At 63.1% G+C, this 25,502-nt stretch carries 22 protein-coding genes; 15 read left to right on the top strand and 7 right to left on the bottom strand.

Going from position 1 to position 25,502, the window contains the following annotated elements; genetic code table 11:
- Nucleotides 1-30 precede the first annotated feature (30 nt).
- Together G7Y50_RS01980 and G7Y50_RS01975 are read left to right on the top strand one after the other, a co-directional pair.
- A complete protein-coding gene (locus G7Y50_RS01980) occupies nt 31-384 on the top strand; it encodes a histidine triad nucleotide-binding protein (protein ID WP_165056252.1) in 354 nt (117 codons plus the stop codon).
- Between the two features lie 217 nt (nt 385-601).
- A complete protein-coding gene (locus G7Y50_RS01975) occupies nt 602-1,825 on the top strand; it encodes an acetate/propionate family kinase (protein WP_165056254.1) in 1,224 nt (407 codons plus the stop codon).
- 558 nt (nt 1,826-2,383) lie between these two features.
- On the opposite strand, the gene pta is transcribed toward G7Y50_RS01975, so the two are convergent.
- Nucleotides 2,384-3,391, bottom strand: a complete 1,008-nt coding sequence (pta, locus tag G7Y50_RS01970) for a phosphate acetyltransferase (RefSeq protein ID WP_165056256.1) — start codon at nt 3,389-3,391, stop codon at nt 2,384-2,386.
- A gap of 271 nt (nt 3,392-3,662) precedes the next feature.
- On the opposite strand from pta, the gene glf reads away from it, so the two are divergent.
- Genes glf through G7Y50_RS01955 form a run of 3 tightly spaced genes read left to right on the top strand, consistent with a single transcriptional unit; the run spans nt 3,663 to nt 6,916 of the window.
- Nucleotides 3,663-4,940, top strand: a complete 1,278-nt coding sequence (gene glf / locus G7Y50_RS01965; RefSeq protein WP_241156580.1) for a UDP-galactopyranose mutase — start codon at nt 3,663-3,665, stop codon at nt 4,938-4,940.
- Nucleotides 4,941-4,949: 9 nt separating this feature from the next.
- A complete protein-coding gene (locus G7Y50_RS01960; RefSeq protein ID WP_165056258.1) occupies nt 4,950-5,969 on the top strand; it encodes a glycosyltransferase in 1,020 nt (339 codons plus the stop codon).
- A gap of 20 nt (nt 5,970-5,989) precedes the next feature.
- Nucleotides 5,990-6,916, top strand: a complete 927-nt coding sequence (locus G7Y50_RS01955; protein ID WP_241156582.1) for a type III pantothenate kinase — start codon at nt 5,990-5,992, stop codon at nt 6,914-6,916.
- Between the two features lie 74 nt (nt 6,917-6,990).
- On the opposite strand, the gene dinB is transcribed toward G7Y50_RS01955, so the two are convergent.
- Nucleotides 6,991-8,280 carry a DNA polymerase IV gene (dinB, locus tag G7Y50_RS01950; protein WP_165056260.1) on the bottom strand — a complete coding sequence of 430 codons (1,290 nt, stop codon included), beginning with the start codon at nt 8,278-8,280 and terminating at the stop codon, nt 6,991-6,993.
- Nucleotides 8,281-8,562: 282 nt separating this feature from the next.
- On the opposite strand from dinB, the gene G7Y50_RS01945 reads away from it, so the two are divergent.
- On the top strand, nt 8,563-9,183 hold the full coding sequence (locus G7Y50_RS01945; protein ID WP_206214730.1) for a cyclophilin-like fold protein: 621 nt from the start codon (nt 8,563-8,565) through the stop codon (nt 9,181-9,183).
- Between the two features lie 25 nt (nt 9,184-9,208).
- Here G7Y50_RS01945 and G7Y50_RS01940 read toward each other — a convergent pair whose 3' ends face one another.
- Both G7Y50_RS01940 and G7Y50_RS01935 read right to left on the bottom strand, forming a co-directional pair.
- The gene (locus G7Y50_RS01940) at nt 9,209-9,559 is read right to left on the bottom strand and encodes a HigA family addiction module antitoxin (RefSeq protein ID WP_165056263.1); all 351 of its coding nucleotides are present in this window, start codon (nt 9,557-9,559) and stop codon (nt 9,209-9,211) included.
- A 180-nt stretch (nt 9,560-9,739) separates the two neighbouring features.
- Nucleotides 9,740-10,612, bottom strand: coding sequence for a DegV family protein (locus G7Y50_RS01935; protein ID WP_165056265.1), 873 nt, complete (start codon nt 10,610-10,612; stop codon nt 9,740-9,742).
- A 257-nt stretch (nt 10,613-10,869) separates the two neighbouring features.
- Between G7Y50_RS01935 and ileS the strand changes: the two genes are divergently transcribed.
- The 6 genes from ileS to G7Y50_RS01905 are packed head-to-tail and all read left to right on the top strand — an operon-like array spanning nt 10,870 to nt 18,668.
- Nucleotides 10,870-13,731 carry an isoleucine--tRNA ligase gene (gene ileS, locus G7Y50_RS01930; protein ID WP_165056267.1) on the top strand — a complete coding sequence of 954 codons (2,862 nt, stop codon included), beginning with the start codon at nt 10,870-10,872 and terminating at the stop codon, nt 13,729-13,731.
- A 15-nt stretch (nt 13,732-13,746) separates the two neighbouring features.
- The gene (gene lspA / locus G7Y50_RS01925) at nt 13,747-14,370 is read left to right on the top strand and encodes a signal peptidase II (RefSeq protein WP_206214729.1); all 624 of its coding nucleotides are present in this window, start codon (nt 13,747-13,749) and stop codon (nt 14,368-14,370) included.
- The gene (locus G7Y50_RS01920) at nt 14,367-15,419 is read left to right on the top strand and encodes an RluA family pseudouridine synthase (RefSeq protein ID WP_165056270.1); all 1,053 of its coding nucleotides are present in this window, start codon (nt 14,367-14,369) and stop codon (nt 15,417-15,419) included. Before lspA ends, G7Y50_RS01920 begins: the two co-directional genes overlap by 4 nt.
- The gene (hemH, locus tag G7Y50_RS01915; RefSeq protein ID WP_165056272.1) at nt 15,412-16,725 is read left to right on the top strand and encodes a ferrochelatase; all 1,314 of its coding nucleotides are present in this window, start codon (nt 15,412-15,414) and stop codon (nt 16,723-16,725) included. The genes G7Y50_RS01920 and hemH overlap by 8 nt, the downstream gene beginning before the upstream one ends.
- Complete coding sequence (locus G7Y50_RS01910; RefSeq protein WP_165056274.1) at nt 16,722-18,080, top strand: phosphopantothenate--cysteine ligase family flavoprotein; 1,359 nt, start codon at nt 16,722-16,724, stop codon at nt 18,078-18,080. The genes hemH and G7Y50_RS01910 overlap by 4 nt, the downstream gene beginning before the upstream one ends.
- 9 nt (nt 18,081-18,089) lie before the next feature.
- Nucleotides 18,090-18,668 (top strand): very short patch repair endonuclease, encoded by a 579-nt coding sequence (locus G7Y50_RS01905; RefSeq protein WP_241156584.1) that lies wholly within the window; start codon nt 18,090-18,092, stop codon nt 18,666-18,668.
- Between the two features lie 491 nt (nt 18,669-19,159).
- Here G7Y50_RS01905 and G7Y50_RS01900 read toward each other — a convergent pair whose 3' ends face one another.
- The gene (locus tag G7Y50_RS01900; RefSeq protein ID WP_206214728.1) at nt 19,160-19,345 is read right to left on the bottom strand and encodes a tyrosine-type recombinase/integrase; all 186 of its coding nucleotides are present in this window, start codon (nt 19,343-19,345) and stop codon (nt 19,160-19,162) included.
- Nucleotides 19,346-19,361: 16 nt separating this feature from the next.
- A complete protein-coding gene (locus tag G7Y50_RS01895) occupies nt 19,362-20,189 on the bottom strand; it encodes a BglII/BstYI family type II restriction endonuclease (protein WP_165056278.1) in 828 nt (275 codons plus the stop codon).
- Nucleotides 20,190-20,296: 107 nt separating this feature from the next.
- Here G7Y50_RS01895 and G7Y50_RS01890 point away from each other — a divergent pair, with 107 nt between their 5' ends.
- Genes G7Y50_RS01890 through G7Y50_RS01880 form a run of 3 tightly spaced genes read left to right on the top strand, consistent with a single transcriptional unit; the run spans nt 20,297 to nt 22,659 of the window.
- Nucleotides 20,297-21,118: an MT-A70 family methyltransferase gene (locus tag G7Y50_RS01890; protein ID WP_165056281.1), complete on the top strand. Its 822-nt coding sequence runs from the start codon at nt 20,297-20,299 to the stop codon at nt 21,116-21,118.
- A 26-nt stretch (nt 21,119-21,144) separates the two neighbouring features.
- Entirely contained in the window at nt 21,145-22,059 is a 915-nt protein-coding gene (locus G7Y50_RS01885; protein ID WP_165056283.1) for a hypothetical protein, read from the top strand.
- Between the two features lie 18 nt (nt 22,060-22,077).
- Entirely contained in the window at nt 22,078-22,659 is a 582-nt protein-coding gene (locus G7Y50_RS01880; RefSeq protein ID WP_165056287.1) for a hypothetical protein, read from the top strand.
- Between the two features lie 1,283 nt (nt 22,660-23,942).
- Here the strand turns inward: G7Y50_RS01880 and G7Y50_RS01875 are convergent.
- A complete protein-coding gene (locus G7Y50_RS01875; protein ID WP_165056292.1) occupies nt 23,943-25,244 on the bottom strand; it encodes an ATP-binding protein in 1,302 nt (433 codons plus the stop codon).
- Between the last annotated feature and the right edge of the window lie 258 nt (nt 25,245-25,502).

The following is a 25,502-nucleotide window of genomic DNA, read 5'->3' as shown; positions in this document are numbered from 1 at the left end:
GAAAGGAACCGACGAAAAGGAGAGAGAACCATGCGCAAGGACGACTGCCTGTTCTGCAAGATCGTGGCGGGGGAGATCCCCTGCACGAAGGTGTACGAGGACGACGACGTGCTGGCCTTCGAGGACGTGAGCCCCATGATGCCGGTGCACACCCTCATCGTGCCGAAGAACCACTACGACAACATCGCCGACGGCATCCCCGCAGACGAGATGGGGCGCCTCTTCGGCGCCGTGGCGAAGGTGGCCGAGATCAAGGGCGTGACCGAGGGCGGCTTCCGCACGCTCGTGAACACGGGCGATCATGCCTGCCAGAGCGTGCACCACATCCACATCCACGTGCTCGGCGGCGCGCAGATGAACGACGGCAGCCCTGCGGTCGAGTAGCGTCCCTGTGCGAAAGCGCGGCGGGTGCCTGGTGAAGGCTCGACGAAAGCGCGGCGGGAACGCGGTGGGAACGTGGCTAAAGTTCGACGGAGGCTTGGCGCGGAAAGACACGTGCCTGCCGCGCGCCACTCGCCGAAAGTGTCTCCTCATGATCGGGGTCACCTTTGGCGACAGCGTAAAATAACGGGATACAACTCGTTCTAAGGGAGGCGGATCGTTGAACGTACTCGTAATCAATGCAGGATCATCTTCCTTGAAATACCAGCTCATCAACGTCGAGACCCACTCGGTTCTCGCCAAGGGCATCTGCGAGCGCGTCGGTTCGGCCGAGGCGTTCCACAAGCACGGCCTCGACGACAACGAGGTGGTCATCGACGCCGCGATGAGCGACCACAACGACGCCATGTCGCTCGTGCTCGAGGCGCTCATCTCCGGTCCCACCAAGGCCATCGACTCGCTTGACGAGATCGACGCCATCGGGCACCGCATCGTGCAGGGCGGCAAGTACTTCGACCGCTCGGTGCTCATCGACGATGACGTGATCGCCAAGATCGACGAGCTCGCCGAGCTCGCGCCTTTGCACAACAAGGCGGCCCTCATGGGCATCAGCGCCTGCCAGCAGCAGATGCCGGGCAAGCCCATGGTGGCGGTGTTCGACACCTCCTACTTCCAGACCATGCCCCCGAAGGCGTATATGTACCCGCTGCCGTACGAGATGTACGAGAAGTACTCCATTCGCAAGTACGGCGCGCATGGCACGTCGCACCGCTACATCGCCGAGCGCGCGGCGGCCTTCCTCGACGAGCCGCTCAACGACCTCAAGCTCATCACGTGCCACCTCGGCAACGGCTGCTCGATGTCGGCCGTCGACCACGGCGTGGCGGTCGACACCTCGATGGGCCTGACGCCGCTCGACGGCCTCATGATGGGCACGCGCTGCGGCGCGGTGGACCCAGCTGTCGTCCCGTTCCTCATGGAGCATGAGAACCTGAGCGCCGAAGAGGTCAACAACCTGATGAACAAGCAGTCAGGGCTTTTGGGCATCTCAGGCGTGTCGAACGACCTGCGCAGCGTGCGCGAGGCGTCCGAGAGCGGCAACGAGCGCGCCCAGCTCGCCTACGAGATGTACTCGAACTCGGTGAAGAAGTACATCGGTCAGTACATCGCCGTCATGGGCGGCGTCGACGCCGTCGTGCTCACCGCGGGTGTCGGCGAGAACTGCGACAAGATGCGCCGACTGATCTTCGCGGGCTTGCAGCCGCTCGGCATCAAGCTCGACCTGCAGAAGAACAAGCTGCGCGGCGGCGAGCGCGAGATTTCCACCGACGACTCCGAGGTTCAGATCCTCATCATCCCCACCAACGAGGAGTACATGATCGCGCGCGACACCTTCGAGATCCTGCACGAGAAGATGCTCGCCGACGAGCTCCACCTGTTCTAGGGCTGCGCTCTCATCCTGTGTCATCCCGGGTGGAGCGCCCGCCGTTAAAGTGCTAAGCGCTGACGCGCTTGCTTTTAATGCCACGGGGTTTGGGCGTTCCCGCGCATCATGACGCGGGCACACACGCTTGAGCTCGCCCTTCGTGCCATCCCAGGCAACTCCTTTATGTCATCCTGAGCGGAGCGCCCGCAGGGCGCGGAGTCGAAGGATCTGGCCGCGGGTGGGTTGCGCATGCGGGCGCGCCGTGCCCGGGGCCAGATCCTTCGACTCGCTTCGCTCGCTCAGGATGACACGGGGAAAGGAAGGATCACTCGGGGTGACGCTAAGGCGCTTTCGCGTTTGGGATGGCATGCGGGCGCGCCGTGCCCGGGGCCAGATCCTTCGACTCGCTTCGCTCGCTCAGGATGACATGAGGGGGGCTGCTCGCTCAGGATGACACGAGGGGAGGAACGCTCGCTCAGGCTGGCGTGAGGTGCCCCTTGCGAACGCACCTAGGCACGCACCCAGGCACCCGCCCAGGCACGCACCCAAACACCCGCCCAGGCACCCGCAACCGCCCTACTTCTCAGTCGCGTGGGCTTGCGCTTGCGCTTGCACGCAGGTGATGGCGATCACGCCTACGATGTCATCGGCGGTGCAGCCGCGGGAGAGGTCGTTCACGGGCGCGGCGATGCCCTGCGTGATGGGGCCGTATGCCTCGGCCTTCGCCAGGCGCTGCACGAGCTTGTAGCCGATGTTGCCTGCGTCGATGTCGGGGAACACGAGCACGTTGGCGCGCCCGGCGACGGGGGAGTCGGGCGCCTTCGAGGAGCCCACGGAGGGCACGATGGCGGCGTCGAGCTGCAGCTCGCCGTCAAGCGCAAGCGCGCCGTCCAGCTCGCGGGCGATCTCGACGGCGCGCACCACCTTGCTCGCGTCGTCGTTCTTCGCGGAGCCGTACGTGGAGTGCGACAGCAGCGCCACCACGGGCTCGGTGCCGATGAGCGTCTTCCACGAGCGCGCGGAGTTCACGGCGATGTGCGCGAGGCGCTCGGAATCGGGCTGCACCTCCAGCCCGCAGTCGGAGAAGATGAACGTGCCCTGCTGGCCCAGGTCGCAGTCAGGCACCACCATGACGAAGAACGAGCTCACGAGCTTGACGCCTGGCGCCGTCTTGAGGATCTGCAGGCAGGGGCGCAGCACGTCGCCCGTGGCGTGGCACGCGCCCGCCACCATGCCGCCGGCCAGGCCCTGCTTCACCATCATCACGCCGAAGTAGAGCTCGTCGCTGATGAGCGCATCGGCCTGCTCAGGCGTCATGCCCTTGTGCTTGCGCAGCTCGCAGAGGTGCTCTGCCAGGTCAGCGCGCATGTCCGAGGTGCGTGGGTCGATGATGCGCGCCCCGTCGAGCGCGTGCCCGCTCGCGGCGATGGCGGCCTCGTCGCCCAAGATGATGAGGTCGGCCACGCCGAGCGCGAGGATCTTCTCGGCAGCGGCCAGCGTGCGCTCGTCGTTGCCCTCGGGCAGGACGATGGTCTGCTTGTCGGCGCGGGCGCGCTCGAGCATGGTGTCAAGGAAGGTGCTCATGGAAAAAGTCCTTTCTGGTGCAGATGACGTGAGCCCATCATACGCGCCCGGCGCGCCCGCGCACCCTGCGTGCGTGCCGTGCGGCTGAATTATTCGGTTTGTATGGTGTTGCCCGCGGAGAGACGGCGCGCGGGTCGGAGTCGCCGCAGGCTATCGTACAATATCCCCGATAATGCTGCGGCGTTCGGGCCGCGGGGTGCGCGAGGTAGGCAGCGTGCGGCCCGCCCTCGGCGCCGTGCTTGCGGTTCGGCCCGGCGCACGGCGCGCGGGCATGGCCCTCGTCAAACAGAAAGGAACGCTCGTGGGCGTGCAGTACACCGATTACAAGGACATTGACATCAATAGCTTTGACGCTGTCGTCGTGGGCAGCGGCTTCGCCGGCGCGGTGTGTGCGCGCGAGTTCGCCGAGCGAGGTGACATGCGCGTGCTCGTCATCGAGAAGCGCGCTCACATCGGCGGGAACATGTACGACGAGCACGACGAGGCCGGCATCCTCGTGCATCGCTACGGGCCGCACATCTTCCACACCAACGACGGCCGCGTGTTCTCCTACCTGCGCCGCTTCACGGGCTGGATCGGCTACCAGCACAACGTGCTCGCCGACTGGTACGGCACCTACCTGCCCGTTCCCTTCAACAAGAACTCCATGGAGATCGCGTTCGGCAAGGAGCGCGCCGCGCACCTCACCGAGAAGCTGATTGACGTGTTCGGCGACGGCCGCAAGGTCACCATCAACGAACTGCGCGCCCAGGACGACCCCGAACTGCGCGAGATCGCCGACTTCGTGTACAAGAACGTGTTCCTCTACTACACGCAGAAGCAGTGGGGCCTCACGCCCGAGGAGGTCGACCCGAGCGTGACCGCGCGCGTGCCCGTGTTCATCTCGCGTGACAACCGCTACTTCCAGGACCAGTACCAGGGCATGCCCGTGCGCGGCTACACCGACCTGTTCGAGCAGATGCTCGACTACGAGGGCATCGAGGTGTGCCTGAACACCGACGCCACGAGCGTGTTCGAGCTTGAGTTCGAGGACGACTCCGAGGACGCGCAGCTGTCCGCCATCAAGCTGCACGACGTGAGCTTCACCGGCCCCATCGTCTACACCGGCCCGCTCGACGAGCTCTTCCTCGCGCGCTTCGGGCGCCTGCCCTACCGCAGCCTCGACTTCGTCTACGAGACCTACGACGAGGAGTACAAGCTGCCCTGCGGCACGGTGAACTACACGGTGACCGAGGACTACACGCGCGTCACGGAGTTCAAGCACATGACCGGCCAGAAGGCGCCGAACACCACCATCATGAAGGAGTACTCGCGCGCCTACACCGACCCCGACGCGCAGATTCCCTACTACGCCATCATCAACGACGAGAACAACGCGCACTACGAGCGCTACCGCCGCCTCACTGAGTCGCTGTCGAACTTCCACCCGCTCGGGCGCCTCGCCGAGTACCGCTACTACAACATGGACAAGATCGTGGGGCTCGCGCTCGACCTGTCACACGGCATCCTCGACGAGCGCGCGTCTGCGCAGGAAGCTGCGGAGGAGTAGGGCGCGGGCATGAAGACCATCACGTTTGCAGTTCCGTGCCACAACTCCGCGGAGTACATGGACAAGTGCATCGAGTCGCTTCTGGCCTGCGGCGACGACGTTGAGATCCTCATCGTCGACGACGGCTCCACCAAAGACGCCACGCCTGAGAAGGCTGACGAGTGGGCGCGCCGCCACCCCGACGTCATCCGCGCCATCCACCAGGAGAACGGCGGGCACGGCGCGGCGGTGAACGCCGGGCTCGCGCACGCCTCGGCGCGCTACTTCAAGGTGGTCGACTCCGACGACTGGCTCGACGCCGACGCCATGGAGCGGGTCATGCGCTACCTGCGCCGCCAGATGGAGCTCAAGGACCCCACTGACCTCGTCATCGCGAACTACGTGTACGAGAAGGTCTACGAGAACACGCGCACCGTGATGCGCTACAAGAACGTGTTCCCCGTCGAGCAGGAGTTCACCTGGGACGAGGTGGGCACGTTCGGCCCGTCGCAGTACCTGCTCATGCACTCGGTGATCTACCGCACCGAGCTTCTGCGCGACATGGCGCTCGAGCTGCCGCGGCACTGCTTCTACGTGGACAACATCTTCGTGTACGAGCCGCTGCCCCACGTGCGGACCATGTACTACCTCGACGTGGACATGTACCGCTACTTCATCGGGCGCGAGGGGCAGTCGGTGAACGAGAGCGTGATGATGGGCCGCATCGACCAGCAGCTGCGCATCACGCGCATCATGATCGACGCGGTTGACGTGATGTCCATCGAGCAGAAGCGCCTGCGCCACTACCTGGAGAACTACCTTGCGATGATGATGTGCATCTGCTCGGTGTTCCTGCGCATGCGCAACACGCCCGAGGACGAGCGCAAGCGCGAGGAGATCTGGGCCTACCTGAAGGATGCCGACGTGGCGCTGTACCGCCGCATTCGCACGAACGTGCTCAACCTGAGCACGAACATCCCCACCGAGGTGGGGCGGCGCGCGGGCCTCGGCGGCTACCACATCGCGCAGAAGATCTTCAAGTTCAACTAGGCGAAGGGAAGCGGGGCATCGTGGCGAAAGGCGGCGAGGGCATGCGCGAGTCGGTGCTCGTCATCGACGCGGGCAACACCACCACGCGCTTCGGCGTGGCGCGCGACGGCGCGCTCCTCTCCACCTGGGAGACCTCCACTGACCCGCGCGCGACCGCCGACGAGGCGCTCTGCGCACTGCGCGCCTTCCTCGGCGCGCTCGGCGAGGGGCTCGCCCGCATGGACGCGGCGGCATGCGGCGATGGGGCGGTGCCTGCGCGCGGTGGCGCGTTCGCATGCGGCGGTGCGCCCGCGTCCGCGCGCGGCGGTGCGCCCGCGCCCGCGTTCCCGTCCGCCCCCCTGCGCCCCCGCGACGGCATCGTGTCGTCGGTGGTGCCCCCGCTCACCGACGTGTGGGTCGAGGCGGCGTCGCGCCTCTGCGGCCGCGCGCCGCTCGTGGTGGGCCCGGGCCTCAAGACCGGCCTCAAGATGAGCTACAGCGACCCGGGCGAGGTGGGCGCCGACCGCGTGGCCGACATGGTGGCCGCCAAGGAGCTCTACGGCGCGCCCGCCGTGGTGGTCGACCTGGGGACCACGACCAACATCGAGGTGCTCGACGCCCGAAGCGCGTTCGCGGGCGGCATCATCGCGCCGGGGCTGCGCTTGTCGGCCGAGGCGCTCGCCACGGCGGCGGCGCGGCTGCCCATGGTGGAGGTGAAGGCGCCCGCGTCGGTGGTGGGGCGCTCCACGCGCGAGGCCATGCAGGCGGGCATCGTGATGGGCGAGGTCGCGCGCATCGACGGCTTGATCGACATGGTGTGGGCCGAGATGGGCTGCGAGCGCACCACGGTGGTGCTCTCGGGGCGCGACGCCGGCGCGCTCGGCGCGCTCATGCGCCACGACGTGGTGGTTGAGCCCGCGCTCACGCTCAAGGGGCTCGTCCTCCTGCACGCCGCGAACCGCCGGTAGGCGAAGGGGGGGCGGGCCTGCTTGCAGCCGGCCGCAAGGATCGCCGTGCAAGGTGCCCCGAAGGCTCGTTCGGCCTACTTGTAGTCGGCCGGGTTCTTCGAGCTCGAGCCGGTGGTGTTCCGCTCGTTGCGCAGCTCGCAGCCGAACCGCACGGCCGATTCCCCGAACTTCTCCTTGAGCGCGTCGGTGGCCGCCAGAAGGCCGCGCCGCTTCTCCTCGCTTGCGATCAGCGGGCTGCGCACGCCGTCGTCGAGGGGCGCCGCCTCGTCCACGTCGAAGAGCGCCTCCTGCACCACGCCCTCCTCCTCGAACCCCGTCATGCTCACGCCGAGCAGGCGAATCCTCATGCCGGGCTGCCACAAGTCCTCCAAGAGGCGCAACGCGTAGGGCGTGAAGAACAGCTCGTCGTCGGTCTGCCGGGGCAGGCGCATCTGAGCTGAGCGCGTGGTGCGGTCGGCGTAGCGCACGCGGATGCCGAGCGTGCGCCCGGAAAGCTGCTTGCGGCGCAGGCGCCGGCCCACCTTCGCGGCGATGGTGGAGAGCGCCGAGGTGACCTCCTCGCTCTCGGTGAGGTCGCGCGCGAAGGTGACCTCGTTCGAGATCGACTTCACCGTGTCGTCAGCCTCGACGGGCGATGTGTCGCCACCGGCAGCGCGGGCGCGCATCATGCCCGCGTTCTTGCCGAACACCTTGCGCAGAAGCCCCTCGTCGGCGCGCGCCAGGTCGCCCAAGGTGCGCACCCCGTGGCTCACGAGCGCGCGCTCGGCCGAGGCGCCCACGCCGCTCATCGTGCGCACGGGCAGAGGGGCGAGGAACGTCGCCTCGCTGCCGGGGTACACCACGGTGAGGCCGCGCGGCTTGTCCATGTCAGAGGCCACCTTCGCCACCGACTTCGTGGTGCCCACGCCCACCGAGCACGTCACGCCGAGCGCGGCCACGCGCGCCTGGATGCGCCGCGCGACGCTCACGGGATGCTCGTGGTTCACCTTCGTGGGGGTGACGTCCATGAACGCCTCGTCGATGGAGACCTGCTGCACGTGCGGCGTCTCGTCGCGCAGGATGCCCATGATGGCGTTCGACATCTCACGGTAGCGGCTGAAGTGGCCGCGCGTCCAGATGGCCTCGGGGCACAGCTCGCGCGCGAGCGAGGCGGCCATCGCGCTGCGGACGCCGAAGGCGCGCGCCTCGTACGAGCAGGTGGACACCACGCCGTGCGCGTCGGCGTCGCCGCCCACGATGACGGGCTTGCCGCGCCAGCCCGGGTGGTCGAGCTGCTCGACCGAGGCGAAGAACGCGTCGAGGTCGACCAGCAGGATGGCCGGTCCCTCCCAAGGGAGAAGCAGGTTGTCGGTGTCGTCGCTCATAAGGCTAGTGTAGCGCAACCAGGCCCTCGCGCGCGAGCGCCAAGACGCGCAATCGGACGGCCGCCATAGACCCCTGCGCTTCTTGTGAATGACCTTGTTCATCGCTTGACACGTGACGCCAAGCTCAGCGATCGCAACTGTTCTCCCAGGTAATTCCCTGATTTGGCAGATCATGCCCGCAGGCTCTACTTCTCGATGCGCTATAGGTATTTGCAATTCCGCTGATTCAGCCAAATAATAATGAGCCGATCTAACGGAGTATCTCTGGTCGGAGGAGGCTCAGTGAAACGCGGGAACGCCGTTATGGGCTCAACGGCGACGATGGCGACGATGGCGACTTTCTGTCTCATCGTCGCCTGCCTGGGAGCCGGCTTGGCCGGTTGCAGCGCGCAGCCAGAGGGCCAGCAGGAGCCGTTAGCCCAGGAGCAGGCCCAATCCCAGGAGCAGGCCCAGCTTGCGGAAGCGTCCGGCGGACTGCCCGGAGGATCATCCAGCGGATCGTCCGGCGACCTTGATGCCAAGGAGGCGGGGCAGGCGGATGCTCAAACTGTTCAGATCGCCGTTTCAGTTAACGGGCGGGAGCTTCGCGCCAGCCTCGAGGAAAGCCCCTCGGCGCAGGCTCTCGTCGAGCTGCTGGCCCACGGACCCCTCACCATCGCCATGCGCGACTACGGCTCCATGGAGAAGATCGGGCCTATCGGCCAGTCGCTCCCGACCTCCGACGCGCAGATCACCACTGCGCCTGGGGACATCATTCTCTACCAGGGAGATCAGCTGACGATCTACTACGACGTCAACTCCTGGAGCCTCACGCGCGTCGGCAAGATAGAAGGCGTAAGCGATGCGGAGCTCAGGGAGATCCTCGGAAGCGGCGACGTCGAGGTGACCTTCTCTTTGGATTGAGGTCATTGCGCTGATGGTGTGCGTGTCACCCGGCGGCCATCGCCAGCTCGGGCACCTCGAGCGGCTCCACCTTCTCGATGTCCTCGCAGTGCAGCTCCATGGAGTTCCACAGGTCTACCTTCTGCTGCATGTTCATCCAGAACTGCGGGGTGGTGCCGAACAGCCGCCCCAGCCGCAGGCACATCTCGGGGCTGAGACCGCGTTTCTCGCGAACGATCTCGTTCACCGTCTGGCGCGTGACGCCAAGCCGCTTTGCCAATTCCGCCACGCTCAAACCGAGCTCCGGCATGTAGTCCTCCCGGAGAAACTCGCCGGGATGGATAGGCTCTCGGCCTATGAGCAGGGCATCTTCCCTCAAATAGATCTCATCGCTCATGGCATCCTCCCGATTCAGTGGTAGTCGCAAATTTCAACATCGTATACGCCATCGGGCTTGAAGTAGCTAAGAAACTTAAACGAAGAGAACCGAGACGGTAGGGACCCAATCATCACCGTGCCTCGGTTCTAACAGCCCCATTATAGCAGCTACTTGGGTGCGGCAGGACTATGCGTGTGCTCAGCGTCCGGACGCCAGGAAGAAGAGCGCCATCGTGCCGGGGCCGGAGTGCGCGCCGATCACGGGGTCGACCCAGTTGATGACCACGTCGCGCACGCCGAGGCGCTCCTTCACCTGCGCGGCCACGTACTCGGCGTCCTCGAGGCAGTCGCCGTGCGTGATGAACACCATCTGGTCCTCGACGGGCGCCAGCGCCGTCTTCGCCATGTGGTCCACGAGCGCGTTGAGCGACTTCTTGCGCCCGCGCACCTTCTCGAGCGGGATGAGGTGCCCCTCGTCGTCCACGTGCATGACGGGCTTGATGTTCAGGAGCGTGCCCGCCCACGCGCTCGTCTTCGACACGCGCCCGCCGCGGAACAAAAACATGAGGTCGTCCACCGTGAACCAGTGCGCCAGGTGCAGCTTGTTCTCCTCGAGCCACGCGTGCACCTCGGTGATGCTCGCGCCTGCGCGGGCGCGCTGCACGGCGTGCCAGACTAAAAGGCCCTCGCCGCCCGAGGCGGCCAGCGTGTCGACGGTGCGGATGGTGCGCGCGGGGTACTCTTCGGCCAGCTCGCGAAGGAGCAGGTCAGTTGCCTCGTAGGTGCCCGACAGCCCGCTTGAGAACCCGATGTAGAGCACGTCGCGCCCGGCCTCAAGCAGGGAGCGCAGGAGCTTCTCGGACTCGGCGAGGTTGGGCAGCGAGGTGGTGATGACCTTGCCCTCGCGCATCATGCGGTAGAACTGGGAGAGGTCGGTGTGCGCCCCCTTGAGGTAGCTCTGGCGCTGCTGCCCGTCGACCATGAACGTGAGCGGCAGGATGTGCAGCCCGAACTCCTCGATCATGTCTTCGGTGAGGTTGCTGCTCGAGTCGGTGACGATTTCGAAATCCATGAGCGCTCCTTGTGGTCAGGGTGAACCTGTGCCATTCTACCGCATGCGCGTCCGCATGCGTGTCGCCGTCGGCTCGTTTGTCACGAATTCGCTACGTGGGGATAAACCGACAGGCTCCAAGCGGCCGTGCATCATCTGCGCGCTTTTCGCATCCGTTTTTCCTGCGAGCGATAGAAACGCCTGCGAGGTTGACATATACTGAACAAGTTTACGTTAAGAGGCTTTTTGAAGTACGTACGAAAGGTTGGGAAGCTCCGGTGGCTAACAGCTATAAAGAGACCATGAACCTCCCTCAGACCGACTTCGCCATGAGGGGCAACTTGCCCGCCAACGAGCCGAAGCGCTTGGAGAAGTGGGCTGAAGAGGACATCTACCATCGCGTTTTGGAGAAGAACAAGGACGGCAAGCCCTTCGTGCTGCACGACGGCCCGCCCTACGCCAACGGTCCCATCCACATCGGCCACGCCTTCAACAAGATCCTGAAGGACTTCGTGGTGAAGAGCCATGCGCAGCGCGGCTACTTCACCCCCTACATCCCCGGCTGGGACTGCCACGGCCAGCCCATCGAGCACATGGTCGAGAAGACCCTGGGCCCCGAGAAGATGGCGGCCACGAGCCAGCCCGAGCTGCGCAAGCTGTGCCGCGACTGGGCCACGAAGTACGTGAACGTCCAGCGCGACGGCTTCAAGCGCCTCGGCGTGAACGCCGAGTGGGACAAGCCCTACCTCACCTACCTCCCTGACTTCGAGGCGGGCAACGTTGAGATCTTCAAGGAGATGTACCTGAAGGGCTCGGTGTACCGCGGCCGCAAGCCCATCCACTGGTGCAAGCGCTGCCACACCGCGCTCGCTGAGGCGGAGATCGAGTACGGCGACGAGGTGTCGCCGTCCATCTTCGTGCGCTTCAAGATGGACCTCATGCCCGGCGTGTTCGAGGCCGCGGGAGCCGAGGGCGACGCCTACGTGCTCATCTGGACAACCACGCCCTGGACGCTGCCGGCGAACACCGCCGTGTCGCTCGCGCCCGAGGCCGACTACGTGATGGTGGTCGTCGACGGCGTGAACATGATCATGGCGCGCGAGCTCGTGGAGCAGGTGGCCGAGGTGGCCGGCTGGGAGGGCTACCGCTTCGTGGAGAGCGCGCAGGGCGAGCCCGTCACCCTCAAGGGCAAGCAGATGTGCGGCCTCACCTACACCTGCCCGGTGCGCCAGGACCTCAAGGGCACCATCATCTACGGCGACCACGTCACGCTCGACACCGGCACCGGCTGCGTGCACACCGCCCCGGGGCATGGCCAGGACGACTACCTCGTGGGCATCGAGTTCGACGTCCCGCTGCTCATGCCGGTCGACGACAACGGCTGCTTCACCGACGAGGCGGGCCGCTTCGCCGGGCTCGACGTGGACGAGGCCAACCCCGTCATCATCGAGTGGCTGCGCGGGCAGGGCACGCTCGTGGCCAAGCAGGAGATCAACCACTCCTACCCGCACTGCTGGCGCTGCCATGAGCCTGTCATCTTCCGCGCCACTGACCAGTGGTTCGTGTCGATGGACAAGAACTCCCTGCGCGAGGACGCGCTGCACGCCATCGGCTCCGAGGTGACCTGGATCCCCGAGTGGGCCAAGAACCGCATCGGGTCCATGGTGGCCGACCGCCCCGACTGGTGCATCTCGCGCCAGCGCTCCTGGGGAGTGCCCATCCCCGTGTTCAAGTGCGCGAAGTGCGGCGAGACGGTGGCCACGGCCGAGACGTTTGACGCGGTGATCGAGCTGTTCCGCACGGAGGGCGCCGACGCGTGGTTCACGCGCGAGCCGCGCGAGTACCTGCCGAAGAACACGAAGTGCGCGCGCTGCGGGGGCACCGAGTTGGTGCCCGAGAAGGACATCCTCGACGTGTGGTGGGAGTCGGGCGTGACGCACACGAGCGTGTGCAAGCACCGCTCCGCCGAGGGCCTCACCTTCCCGGCGGACATGTACCTGGAAGGCTCTGACCAGCATCGCGGCTGGTTCCAGTCCTCGCTGCTCACCAGCATGGGCGCCTACGGGGTGCCGCCCTACAGAAGCGTCATGCACTGCGGGTTCACCGTCGACGAGCAGGGCCGCAAGATGTCCAAGTCGCTCGGCAACGGCATCGACCCCGCCGCGGTCTGCGACAAGTACGGTGCCGACGTGCTGCGCCTGTGGGTGGCCAGCGTCGACTACTCCCAGGACGTGTCCATCTCCGACGGCATCCTCAAGCAGGTCTCGGACGCGTACCGCCGCTTCCGCAACACCTTCCGCTTCCTGCTCGGGAACTTGAACGACTACGACGACGCGGCTGCCTCGTCGATGACGTGGGATGACCTCGAGCCCATCGACCAGTACATGATGGCGAAGACCGCGGCGCTGCTTGCTGAGGTCGAGGCCAGCTACGAGGCGTACAAGTTCAACAACGTCTACCGCCTCGCATACGACTTCGTGAACGACCTGTCGGCCGTCTACATGGATGTGACGAAGGACCGCCTGTACTCCGAGGCGCCCGCGTCCATGCGGCGCCGCGCCGTGCAGACCGTGCTCATGAACATCCTCGAGGTGCTCGTGCGCGTGCTCTCGCCCATCCTGTCGTTCACCTGCGACGAGGTGTGGGAGCACTTCCCACCGGCCGCGCGCACGCGCGCCGACCGCGCCTGCAGCGTGCAGCTCGCCGGCTGGCCCGCGCGCGCCGATTTCGCGCCGGCGCTGCCCGACGAGGCGGTGTGCGCGGGGATCCTCGGCACGTGGGAGCAGGTGCTCTCCGTGCGCGAGGTGGTCACCAAGGCGCTCGAGGACGCGCGCACGGCGAAGGCCATCAACAAGAGCCAGGAGGCTGTGGTGCGCGTGAGCGTGCCGCTTGCGACGCTCGAGCAGCTGGAGCGGTTCGACGCCGGCGTGTATGAGGAGCTCTTCATCGTGGCGGGCGTGACGTTCGAGGCATGCGCGGACGCGCAGGAGCCGAGCGCGCGCGTGGAGCCGGCGTCGGGCGAGAAGTGCCCGCGCTGCTGGAACTTCCGCGAGCTCGGCGGCAACGCGGCGCACCCGGACGTGTGCGCGCGCTGCGGCGATGCGCTCGACGCCATCGGCTTCTCCGCGTCTGCGGAATAAGACTTGCTGAGCGGCATGGCTGACGAGCGATTTGGCGAAAAGGGCGCGGGCGCGGAGGGCGCGGGGCCGGTGGAGCTTGCGGGCGCGGACGCTTCGGTGGGCGTGGAGCTTGCGGGCGCGGCAGAGCTTGCGGGCGCGGCTGCCCCGGGCGTCCCGGCGTCCCGGCGCGTCCGCAACCTGGTCGCGTTCTGCGCGGTGGCGTGCGCGTGGCTGGTGCTCGACATCGCCTCCAAGCAGGCGTTTAACGCCTACGAGCCCGGCGAACTTGTCGCCGGGCCCTTCGCGGGCGTCTTCCAGCTGCGCCTCGTGCACAACACGGGCGCGGCGTGGGGCATGTTCGGCGACATGACCTTCGCCCTCGGCGTGCTCGCCGTCGTGGTGTGCGGCGCGCTTCTGGCCTACGCCGTGGCCTCGGCGCGCACCTCCTCGCTCGTGATGAACGTCGGGCTCGCGCTCGTGTTCGCGGGCGGCATCGGCAACGCGCTCGACCGCTTCGCCCTGGGGTACGTGGTGGACTTCATCGAGCCCACGTTCATCGACTTCCCGGTGTTCAACGTGGCTGACATCGGCGTGACCTGCGGCGTCGTCCTGGTGTTCGCAGCGCTCGCGCTCGAGTGGCGGCAGGAGAGCGCCTCATGAGCCGCTCGGTCTGCCACGTGGCCACCGCCGCCGACGCGGGATCGCGCCTCGACGCGCTTCTGGCTGCGCATGCCCTGTACGCGAGCCGCTCGGCGGCTGCGCGCGCCGTCGAGGAGGGGCGCGTGCTCGTGGGAGGGCGCGTGGCCGCGAAGAAGCACAAGGTGAACGCGGGCGAGGCGATCGTCTGCGAGCTCGACGATGAGCCCGAGCAGCTCCCCGTGTACGGGCAGCCCATCGACCTGGACATACGTTATGAGGACGAGGACCTCATCGTGCTCTCGAAGCAGGTGGGGCTCGTGTGCCACCCGAGCGTCGACCACGCCGACGGCACGCTGGTGAACGCGCTCATCTTCCACTGCGGGGCCGAGAACCTGTGCAATGTGCAGGGCGAGGACGACCGCCTCGGCATCGTGCACCGGCTCGACCGCGACACGAGCGGCCTCATGCTGGCGGCCAAGACCGACGAGGCGGGCCGCGCGCTCATGGACGACATCCGCGCCCGCGCCATCGACCGGCGCTACATCGCGCTCGTGCACGGCGTCATGGCGCACGACACGGGCATGGTCGATGCGCCCATCGCGCGCGCCGCCAGCGAGCGCACGCGCATGGCGGTGCGCGACGTGCCCTCCGCGCGCGAGGCCATCACGACGTTTCGGGTGCTCGAGCGCTTCGAGCACGCTCGGCGCGACGACGGCTACACGCTCATCGAGTGCAAGCTGTTCACGGGGCGCACGCACCAGATCCGCGTGCACATGCAGTACACGCGCCACCCCATCGTGGGCGACCCGGTGTACGTCGCGAACGGCCCGCGCGACCCCGAGGCCCAGCTCGGCCTCAAGCGGCAGTTCCTGCACTCCTTCCGCGTGGGCTTTGAGCACCCCCTGACGGGCGAGGAGCTCTCCTTCGCGGACAACCTGCCGCGTGACCTGGCCGCGGTGCTCGACGGCTTGGAGGCGCGCAGCATGGGCAAGACGGCGGCGGGCGAGGAGGTGGCCGCGCTCATGGCGCGTTCGCCAAAGCCTTCGATCGAAGGGGTCATCTATGACTGAGGCCGCGGGCGGGGCGAATGCGGGCGTGCGCGCAGGCGCGAACGGGCGGCGCGCGGGGAGGACGCGCGGCGCGGCGGGCGATCAAGCTGCCGCGGGCAGGCGCGCGAGGACCGGCGTGCTCCTCGTGAACACGGGGACGCCCGAGGAGCCCACGCCGGCGGCGGTGCGGGCCTATCTGGGGCGCTTCCTCATGGACCCGCGCATCGCGCCGATGAACCGCGTGCTGTGGTGGTGCATCCTGCACCTGTTCATCCTGCCGAAGCGCGCCGTTGCCTCGGCCGAGAAGTACCAGGCCATCTGGACGCCCGAGGGCTCGCCGCTCATCGTCGCGCACGAGCGACTCTCCCAGGGACTCGCGGCGTACTACCGCGAGCGCGGGCTTGACGTGGAGGTGCACTTCGCCATGAGCTACAGCGCGCCGACCCTGCCGCACGCGGTGCGCGACCTGCGCGCTTCGGGGTGCGACTCCCTCGTGGTGCTGCCGCTGTACCCCCAGAGCGCGTACTCCACCACGGGCGCGGTGTCTGACGGCGTGGCGCGCGCGGTGCGCAAGGCGCGCTTCAAGGGCGAGGTCACCGTCATCGACAACTACCACGATGACCCGGTCTACCTGCGTGCCATCGCGGCTTCCGTGAAGCGCGCGGGCTTTGAGGTGGACTCCGACGACCGCCTGCTGTTCTCGTTCCACTCCATCCCGCTCTCGGACATCGAGCGCGGCGACACCTACGAGCTTCAGACGGGCGCCACGAGCCTGGGCGTGGCCAACGAGCTCGGGCTTGAGCGCCGGCGTTGGACGGTGGCCTACCAGTGCCGCTTCGACAAGGGGCGCGAGTGGCTGGCGCCCTTCGCATCGCAAAAGCTTGCGAGCTGGGCGGAGTCGGGCGCGCGCTCGCGCGTGTTCATGGTGTGCCCGAACTTCGCGGTGGACTGCCTCGAGACGCTCTACGACGTGGAACGCGAGCTCAAGCCGGGGTACCTGGCAGCGCTGCGCGCGGCTGGCGCGGGCGCGGAAGGGAAGGGCGGTGCTGGCGCGAAGAGGGAGACCAGCGTGCCGCGCGTGGCGAAGGGGGCTGGCGCGCAAGGGGAGCCTGGTGCGGTTCGCATGGCGAAGGGGGCCGGCGCGCATGCGGCGCGCGCGGTGCGCGAGGCGCCTGAGGTGCGCGAGGCGTTCACGTACGTGCCGTGCCTCAACAAGAGCAAGGCGCATCTGCGCGTGCTGGCGCACGTGCTCGCGCCGTACGTGGGTGATGCGCTCGACGAGGACCGCGCGGGCGCGGCAGAAAGCGCGCGAAAGGACGAACGATGAGCGAGCCGTGTGTTTTGGTGGGCGTGACCGGGTGCATCGCCGCCTACAAGAGCTGCGAGATCGTGCGCGGCCTGCAGAAGGCGGGCGTGCGGTGCAAGGTGGTCATGACTGAGCACGCGTGTGAGTTCGTGGGCCCCACCACGTTCCGTGCCCTCACGCACGAGCCAGTCGCCGTGGGCCTGTTCGATGACGCGAGCGACCCCATCCACCATGTCTCGCTCGCACAAGAGTGCGACGTGTTCCTCATCGCGCCGTGCACGGCCAACGTGGCGGCCAAGATAGCCTGCGGCATCGCCGATGACCTGCTCACCACCACCGCCCTTGCCACCACCTCGCCGCTTCTGATAGCGCCCGCCATGAACGTGCATATGTACGAGGCGGCTGCCACGCAGGAGAACCTCGCGCGCCTGCGCGGGCGCGGCGTGCGCGTCATCGAGGCGGACGAGGGGTATCTGGCCTGCGGGGACGTGGGTCGCGGGCGTTTGGCTGACGTGGACGTCATCGTGCGCGCCGCGCTCGAGGCGCTGCGCGAGGCGAGGGCCGCGGGCGAGAGCGTTGGCAGTGCGGAAGCGGAAGCGTCGGCGGAGGTAGGCGCTGGCGGCGCGGAAGCGTCGGCAAGTGTGGCGGACGGTTGCTCGGACGAGGAAGCATCAGCGGGCGCGGAAGCGGCCGCTGCCGGCTCTGCGACCTTTGGCACGCCGGCGCGTGACCTGGCCGGCCTGCGCGTGATGGTGACGGCGGGGCCGACCGTGGAGCCCCTCGACGCGGTGCGCTACCTCTCCAACTACTCGAGCGGCAAGACGGGATACGCGCTGGCCGCCGCCGCGGCGGCGCGCGGCGCGCAGGTGACGCTCGTCTCAGGGCCGGTGGCGCTCGAGGCGCCCGAGGGCGTGAGCGTGATCCGCGTCAAGACGGCGCGCGAGATGCTCGACGCGGCGCGCGCGCCCTTCGCAGGCGCCGACATCGCGGTGTTCACGGCGGCGGTAGCAGACTTCAGACCCGCCCGCCCTGCCGAGCGCAAGCTCAAGAAGGGCGCTGACGACGCGTCACTTCGCGTCGTCGAGCTTACGGAGAACCCCGACGTCCTCGCGACGCTCGCGCGGGAGAAGCGCGCCGACCAGCGCGTGGTGGGCTTCGCCGCCGAGACGGACGACGTGCTCGGCAACGCGCGCCGCAAGCTCGCGTCCAAGCACGCCGACCTCATCGTCGCCAACGAGGTGGGGGAGGGCCGCGCCTTCGGCACCGATGACAACAAGGTGTGGCTCGTCGACGCGGAAGGAACGCGCGAGCTGCCGCTCATGAGCAAGGCTGTGCTCGCAGATGCTGTCCTCGATGCGGCTGTGAGCTTGCGATAGGAACGCAGCGTGCGAAAACCCGAGGTAGAAGAGGGCGCGCTCGCGCAGCCGCCTGCGGCGGCGAGCGCGGCCGATGACGTCCTGCGCCAGGCGCCCGCTGCTACGAGCGCAGCCGATGACGTCTTGCGCCAGGCGCCCGCTGCCACGAGCGCGGCGGTGCGCAAGTGCATGCAGGGCAACAAGCGCCGCGACACCACACCCGAGCTCAAGGTGCGCGCAATGCTGCGCGAGCTGGGCTATCCCGGCTACCGACTCGACTGGAAGAAGGCGCCGGGACACCCCGACATCGCGTACCCCGGCCGCAAGATCGCGATCTTCGTCATGGGGTGTTTCTGGCATCGCTGCCCGGTGTGCGACCTGCCGCAGCCCAAGAGCAACGTGGCGTACTGGCAGGCCAAGTTCGACCGCAACGTCGAGCGTGACGCGCGCACGCGTCACGCCCTCGAGGAGGCCGGCTGGAAGGTGGTCTATGTCTGGGAGCACGAGCTCAAGAAGGACCAGCTCGAAGCCACTCGCCGCAAGCTCCACGAAGCCGTCCGCCGCGAAACCGACCCGCCCCACGCCGACCGTCTTCCTGCGAGAGTGTGAGGCGCCCGAGGAAAAGTGTAAAGCGCTGATGCGCTTGCTTTTAACGCCACGGGGTTTGCCGCTCCCGCGCATCATGACGCGGACACGCACGCATGACCTCGCACGAATTACGCCATCCTGTGCAGTCGACTACTCTTCCTGCGCTGCTTTGAGAACCAGCTAGTTTTCTTGTGCCATTTCGGCAGCAAGTTGTTCCCTCCATGCCATCCCAACCGGAGTGCCCGCCATGCTGTCCTCCCATGTCATCCTGAGCGGAGCGCCCGAAGGGCGCGGAGTCGAAGGATCTGGCCGCGAGAGGAAAGCGCACGCAAGCGTGCCGTGCCCGAACCCAGGTCCTTCGACTCGCTTCGCTCGCTCAGGACGACACGAGCAGGTTTGACAGTGAACGCACGTCAGACGGCATAAGTCTCGTGGCATGGGGAAGCGGCGGGCCCTCAAAGCTCAAGCGCCGCAGCTGCGGCAGGTGCCAGCCACTGGGTGGCAGATAAAATCTAGGTTGAGGAGACGGAGTGCACATGCCAATTCAGTGTGATCGAAGCATTTGCGTGACCCATGCGGGTCTGCACGGTCTTCATGTCAACGCCATTCGCAAGGAGTTGTGTTGCTTGGGTATGGCGAAGCTCGTGGAACTTGAGGTCTGCGAAGTCGTTATCCTTGCGGAACAGTTTCATTTGCATGATGGGTTCCATAAACTTAGATTGACACTATCTCGTACGTTATGTCGGGAGGGATTTCCTCGAATGAATCTACCAGTGCCAAAAAACCTTCACCCTTGAAGTACTGAACCTTGCGTCCATCCCACGGTAAACCATCCCAAGTCTGTTCGCCAATACCAACTACTAAGATCGGACAGGTTCCAAGGTCGCCCCTCAACACTCGTTCGCGAGCTTTCTCGAAGTTGGCTGTAGTAGTAGTTCCGTACTCAACGGGTTGAGCCTTACCTTTAAGCTGGGGATTTCGCTCTACAAACTCATCCCAGATTTGCTTTGCAAGCTTCTTCGTATCGTCTTGTATTCGTGTGATCAAAATAGCGGCATCAATCAATCCTTCTTGATGCCACGCCCGATAGGCTGAAAAGTCACGATCGAGATTTCCGTCTTTTGGATTCCATTCCACATCCAGCGCTATGCGGTCCTTGACATTGTCAACTGAATATCCCTGTTGATATGTCTCCGAAATCAAAACTTCATTGGCTCTCGTACCCAAGGGATCGTCTTTGACAGTGGGAGAATTATGTCCTGGAAACAGGAACGCTCTTTTATACAGATCAACACGAGCCTCAATCCAACCGCGCGACTCGAACGCGCCATCGATAAGACGGGGAATGGGACCGCGACTCCCTCCTTTAGTTAAAAGGAGTTGACCGGTTAGACTAAAACCCCCAAGAACGTCTATTACGTCCTTAAAGGCATCTTCGTCAACGACGCTTGCAATTTGAGTTGCAGAGCCGGTCTCTAGGAAACAATACTTTTCGAGGATGGTTTCCGGAAGAACTCTTTGGTATGTGTAAGTTTCGATCATGCACATATGATAATTGCACAGGCTCATGATATGTTTACCGAAATAGATCTAAAAATAGATCTAATTAGAGTAGAATATAAAAAAACAGTTGTCGCAAGGAGAAATTAATGAACATAGAGCCTCTCCCGAACGTTCCAGGTGGCTTTTCAACTATTCTCGCTGATCCGCCCTGGCGTTTTAGCAATCGAACTGGAAAGGTTGCGCCAGAACACAAACGTTTAGGTCGTTATGCAACGATGTCGCTTGACGAGATAAAAGCGTTATCGGTTGCCGATGCCGCTGCAGACAATGCACATCTTTATTTATGGGTGCCTAACGCGCTGCTGCCTGAGGGACTTGAGGTCATGAGGGCTTGGGGATTCAAATATGTCTCAAACATCGTTTGGGCAAAAAGACGGAAAGACGGAGGTCCCGACGGGAGAGGCGTAGGCTTCTATTTTCGCAATGTGACTGAGCTGCTTCTTTTTGGTGTCAAAGGAAAGATGAGAACACTTGCTCCCGGTCGGAGTCAGGTCAATATGATCGAAACAAGAAAGCGCGAGCATAGTCGAAAGCCAGATGAACAATACAAGCTAATCATGGATTGCTCCCCTGGACCGTATTTAGAACTATTTGCGCGATATCCACAACCGCATTGGGAGGTTTGGGGCAATGAGGCTGATGAGGAGATTACGCCCCAAGGTCGTGTCTTTAAGGGTTATGAAGGTGGCCCCATTATGCCTCCTATTGATCCAAATGAAAGGATTCCAAAGGAGGTATCCGCAAAAATTGGAAAAGCTCTTCGTGTCGAATATGAGAACGGAGTCTCAATAAACGATCTCGCATCAAAATATGATTATTCGATCCAAAGAACTCGTAGTCTGTTGCTTCAGGCTGGAACTTCTTTTAGAAAACGTGGACCAAAGAAGGTCGAGACGGTAAGCGCTTAGGCTAGCTTGTATGAAAGGCTAGAAAAATGAGCAGGTCATTAGTTGCCCATTCGTTAAAATTCAATAGAAAAAGACATCCCGATGAGGCAATTGCTCCAAGTGATCTAGAGAACATCAACCTTCTTGACCATTTCGAGCGTTTTTTTAACGGGTGCACTTTTTGCGAAACGCGGGATGAATACCATCAAACGATGATTGAGCGTCAAAACTATACCCGACTCAATGATGAAAGTTGCTTAATGCATTTATCAGTAGCTAAGTGGGGCGAAGAATCCAAGGTCTTAAATCCAAATGATTACGCAGACGTTCGTTATGAAATACAGCGCGATGACCCGGTATCGACAGTCACCCGTGCGTATTGCCATGTTCCCCTAAATGGCGAGACAGCTTTTTTCTTTAGCGAGTATTCCGATAGGGTCAGTGCTGGAGTTAACTATCTGGCGCTTTTTAGAAAAGATTTTGTTCATAGCGTTCCTACGGTAACGATACATGCAAATCGAGTCTACGGAGCAGAGGAATGGCTTCGATCTGCGACCTTGGCTGAGCTAAGTATTAACGTAAAGAAAAAATCATCAGACTCCGCAGATCGGACAAGTTCCTACAGCGGTACGTTGGGTTATGTAGTAAAGCCTGATAAGTTCACAATCTGGGGGAAGCGTACCCTCGAGCAATTCATTGGAAAGAACGAGGATGAACGAAGGGCCACATTGATTGAGGTTGCTGAAGACTTCGGTTTTAGCTTAGATGATGCTGATTCGATAGAAGGTAAATTGACCCTTCGCGGAGAGGATGGTAAAACCACTACGTTTTCATTGGATCAGGATCCCAGAGCGCCTTATCTGTATATTCCGATCAATAATCCCGATGGAACTGAGCTATCGGATACCGATTTTGTTGCAAAATGTCAAGAAATGGCTTTGGACTATTCCGGCAGATATTGATATCGCTAGGGTTTAAGAATGAGTAAGTTGTCGCTCAAAACAGTTCTTTCTCGTTATATTTCCACGCTGTATGTTTGGCGAAACGGGAAGAGATGCGTTTCTATTATTGATGTAGCAATTCAAGTTGGGTTGCCCATATTGATCGGAATCGCTTCCGCGGTGCTAGGTTTTAGCTTTCAGGGTATTTCGAATCTAATTGCAGGAGTCTCCGTCGTGTCGGCGCTTTTGGGGGCGGTGACTGTGTTCCTGTTTCAAACACGAGTCCAACTAAATGACAAGATGGAGCGTAAGACACTGGAAGGCAGCACCACTCAAGGGTCAATTTTTGATGACGGTGATGTTGATGTCCTTGATGAGCTTTTCTTTTCTGTCGTTTGGTGCATTTTTGAAGGTATGACGATCTCTGTTGTTTTGATTATATTCGATTGCATAGGTATTGCGGGAGCTGAGGAATTAGGAATGGCTTGGTCCTGCATATCCAGCATAGTCGTTATGATCAGCTGTAATCTCATATTAGTACTAATGATGTGCTTGAAACGTATGGCGCGTATTTATGAGAGATTCGGAATGCATATAAGCAAGGAGAAACTATCCCGTTGACTGATCGCGCTCGGCGGACTGCTATGTAAGCGCACGAGAAGTGCACATCGGTGCGAAAACCTGCCGATGTGCACTTCAATTCGCGTGATAGGATTAGCGACTTCGCCGTCGGTCGGCATGATGCGCAGGATCTCAGCAGCGGGAAGGGAGTTCTCGGTGTCCATGTACCCTAGAATCAAAAAACCAAGCGCTGAGGTAGGCACAGTACGCACCGTTCGAACGCTTTGACAGGACGTAGTGTAACACGGTTTATTTGGTGATCGCAACACCCCCATAGCGGCTGACATACAGTAGTCGCTCATGTCGGTTCGACACGATGTCGGTGATTTGGTCTCCCATGGGACGCCGTCTATAAGCACATGCCTATTTTGCGCGATCGATCTCACTTTTCTTAACAAACTCAACCGTGCAGCCGGCATTGGCTAAGGCCTCGGCGGTCTTCAGTTCGTACGACCAGACGTTCAAGCCTGGGACGATGATTATCTGTCCTCTGGTTTTGGTCATGCAATCGATTATACGCCGGCCGTCAAGGACGCTTTGCGGCATGTTCCTATTCTGGGAATGCTCGCTTAGCGCGGGCTCAGATTCGCTTGCGTTGGAAATAACAACTGGAGGCTGATGCATGCAAAATGGCAAGGAGCAAAGGGTAAAGGATCAGATCAAGGTGAGGGTGCATGTCTTTGTGGCGAATTTGCCGCAGCTCTCCTCGGTATCGCTCCGGCGGATCCCGGGAAAACGTGGTGGCGGCGCCCCTTGGCACGGTGAGGAGCTCCGGACTCGGATTTCGAGCAGCTGAATGGCCTTCAAAGGGTGTGTCAACACGGTTAAGCTGTGATGATGCTTTCTGGTCGGCGAAGGGTCAGGTTTGATAGAGAACGCACGTTAGGCGGTGCAATTCCCGTAGCATGGGGAAGCGACGGGCCCTCAAAGCTGAAGCGTCGCAGCTGCGGCAGGTGCCAGCCGCTGGGTGGCGGATAAACTACGAGAGCTCCGGAAGGGTGACTTCTCACCGTTCGGGGACTCGCAAAAGTAAAGCACCGATCCAAGAGGAAAATAACCTCCATATCGGTGCTTGTACTAGTAAAATCGTAAGATCTATCAGCATGAATGTCAAATCTTTGTGGCTGATATACAGCAGTTGCCTTAACGGTTTCTGTTCTTGTGCTGCTGCTTCCGCAGCTGCCCAGAGTTGGCGGCATCTACGTGTCCTATGCTGACTTCTTTCCCTGCGCGAAGGGCTGATTCGATAATTCACCCTGCGCCGATTTCCGAGTCGCTCAATCTCAGGCTCCCAAGGCGCGAATGGGTATCACGTAGATGCCGTCAGCGCGTCGGTAGGCGACTTCTCCCATGCCGGTAAGGACAGCGAGGAAGGAGGGCTCGCGCACGCGCTCACGCGGGTCTTTCAGCACTTTGTTCCTCATGCGCGTCAAGGTGCAGCTCGCCTGGTCGATCTTGTCTTCGCTCAGCTTTATCTCGAAGGCACCCCAGCGGCCGTCAGCGCGCTCGATGATGGCGTCGACCTCGAGGCCGGAATCGTCGTGGTAGTAGCGAAGCGGCTGGGACGGTGTGTCAGGCAGTGCGCGGGCGTATACGTCGAGATCTCGCATGCACAAGTTCTCGAAGGCAAGGCCGAGCGTCTGCCAATCTTGGAGCAGGGACTGAACGGACAATCCCAGCAGCGCTACGGCAAGCGAGGGGTCGGCGAAATAGCGCTTGGGCTTGACGCGCATGCGCTTGGGAGAGCGTGTGGCGGGAACCCATCCGGGAACTTCGTCTACGAGGAAGAGCCTGATGAGAAGCCCGATATGCTCAGCCAAGGCACGTTTCTGAACGTCAGACGGAACGGCGTCGGTCTCGAGGTTGTACACGTCGCGGGCGAGCGTCGCCTGCGTGGCTGACTGGCAGAGGTTGCGCGCCAAGGAGAGGCTGACTCGCCGCGAGAGGGCGCTTGAGCCGCCGAGATGAGGTATGCTCTGCTCGTGGATCGCCTCAAGGTATTCGCGTATGACGATCTGCGCGTCATCTGGATCGGCGGATAGCTCTTCAGGCCATCCGCCGCGGCATATCAGTTGCGCCAGATTCTCTATTCCGTTGGGGCATTGGCAGGGCGTAAACTCCCCGTCGAACAGCTTCGACAAGCTTATGGCGCCCGTTGAGTCGCCCGACTCCTGCAGCGTCATGGGGTGCATGCGTACGCGGCCTATCCTGCCTGCGCCGCTGTGAGATGTCTTGGATCTCTCAGGGGTAGAAGATCCGGTGAGGATCCACGCTCCTTTGCTCCCTCCTAGTTCGTCGACGGCGTGGCGAACGGTGTCCCAGATGGCGGGGACTCGCTGCCACTCGTCAATGACGTGTGGTTGTTCTCCTGCAAGCGCATAGGAGGGGTCTGCTTGAGTGATCTGCAGGTTCGCGCCGCGGTCGACGTAGGTGACGCTGCTCGCGTGTGCGAGCGACGTCCATGTCTTGCCGCACCATTTCGTCCCCGACACTTCCACGGCGCCGAACAGGCGAAGATAGCGATCCACCTGGGCATCGACGATGCGCGGCCGATAAGGACCGGGGACGATCCCGCTTGCTTTCATGGCCAAGCCTCCTCTTTTGTGCGGGAGGGAAGATGCATCTCCAGTAGTCTATACCACGAATCCGAATAAATGACCACCACAAATCCGAATAAGTTGGTGACGCAAATCCGAATATAGTTTGACAGCGGTTAATTGTCATCTTTAATGCCAAACACCAGGCATTAGGTCTGTCAGTGTCGCAGAATGCGGGCACATCCGATGTCATAACATAGTCCCATGTGCCTTCTCGCCATGCGAGACAGGAGGCAATCATGGGAA

It is taken from the genome of Adlercreutzia sp. ZJ176 (assembly GCF_011038975.1).
Classification (GTDB): Bacteria; Actinomycetota; Coriobacteriia; order Coriobacteriales; family Eggerthellaceae; genus CAAEEV01.
Note: the sequence above shows the minus strand (reverse complement) of the source record. Positions and strands in the feature narration are given on the sequence as shown.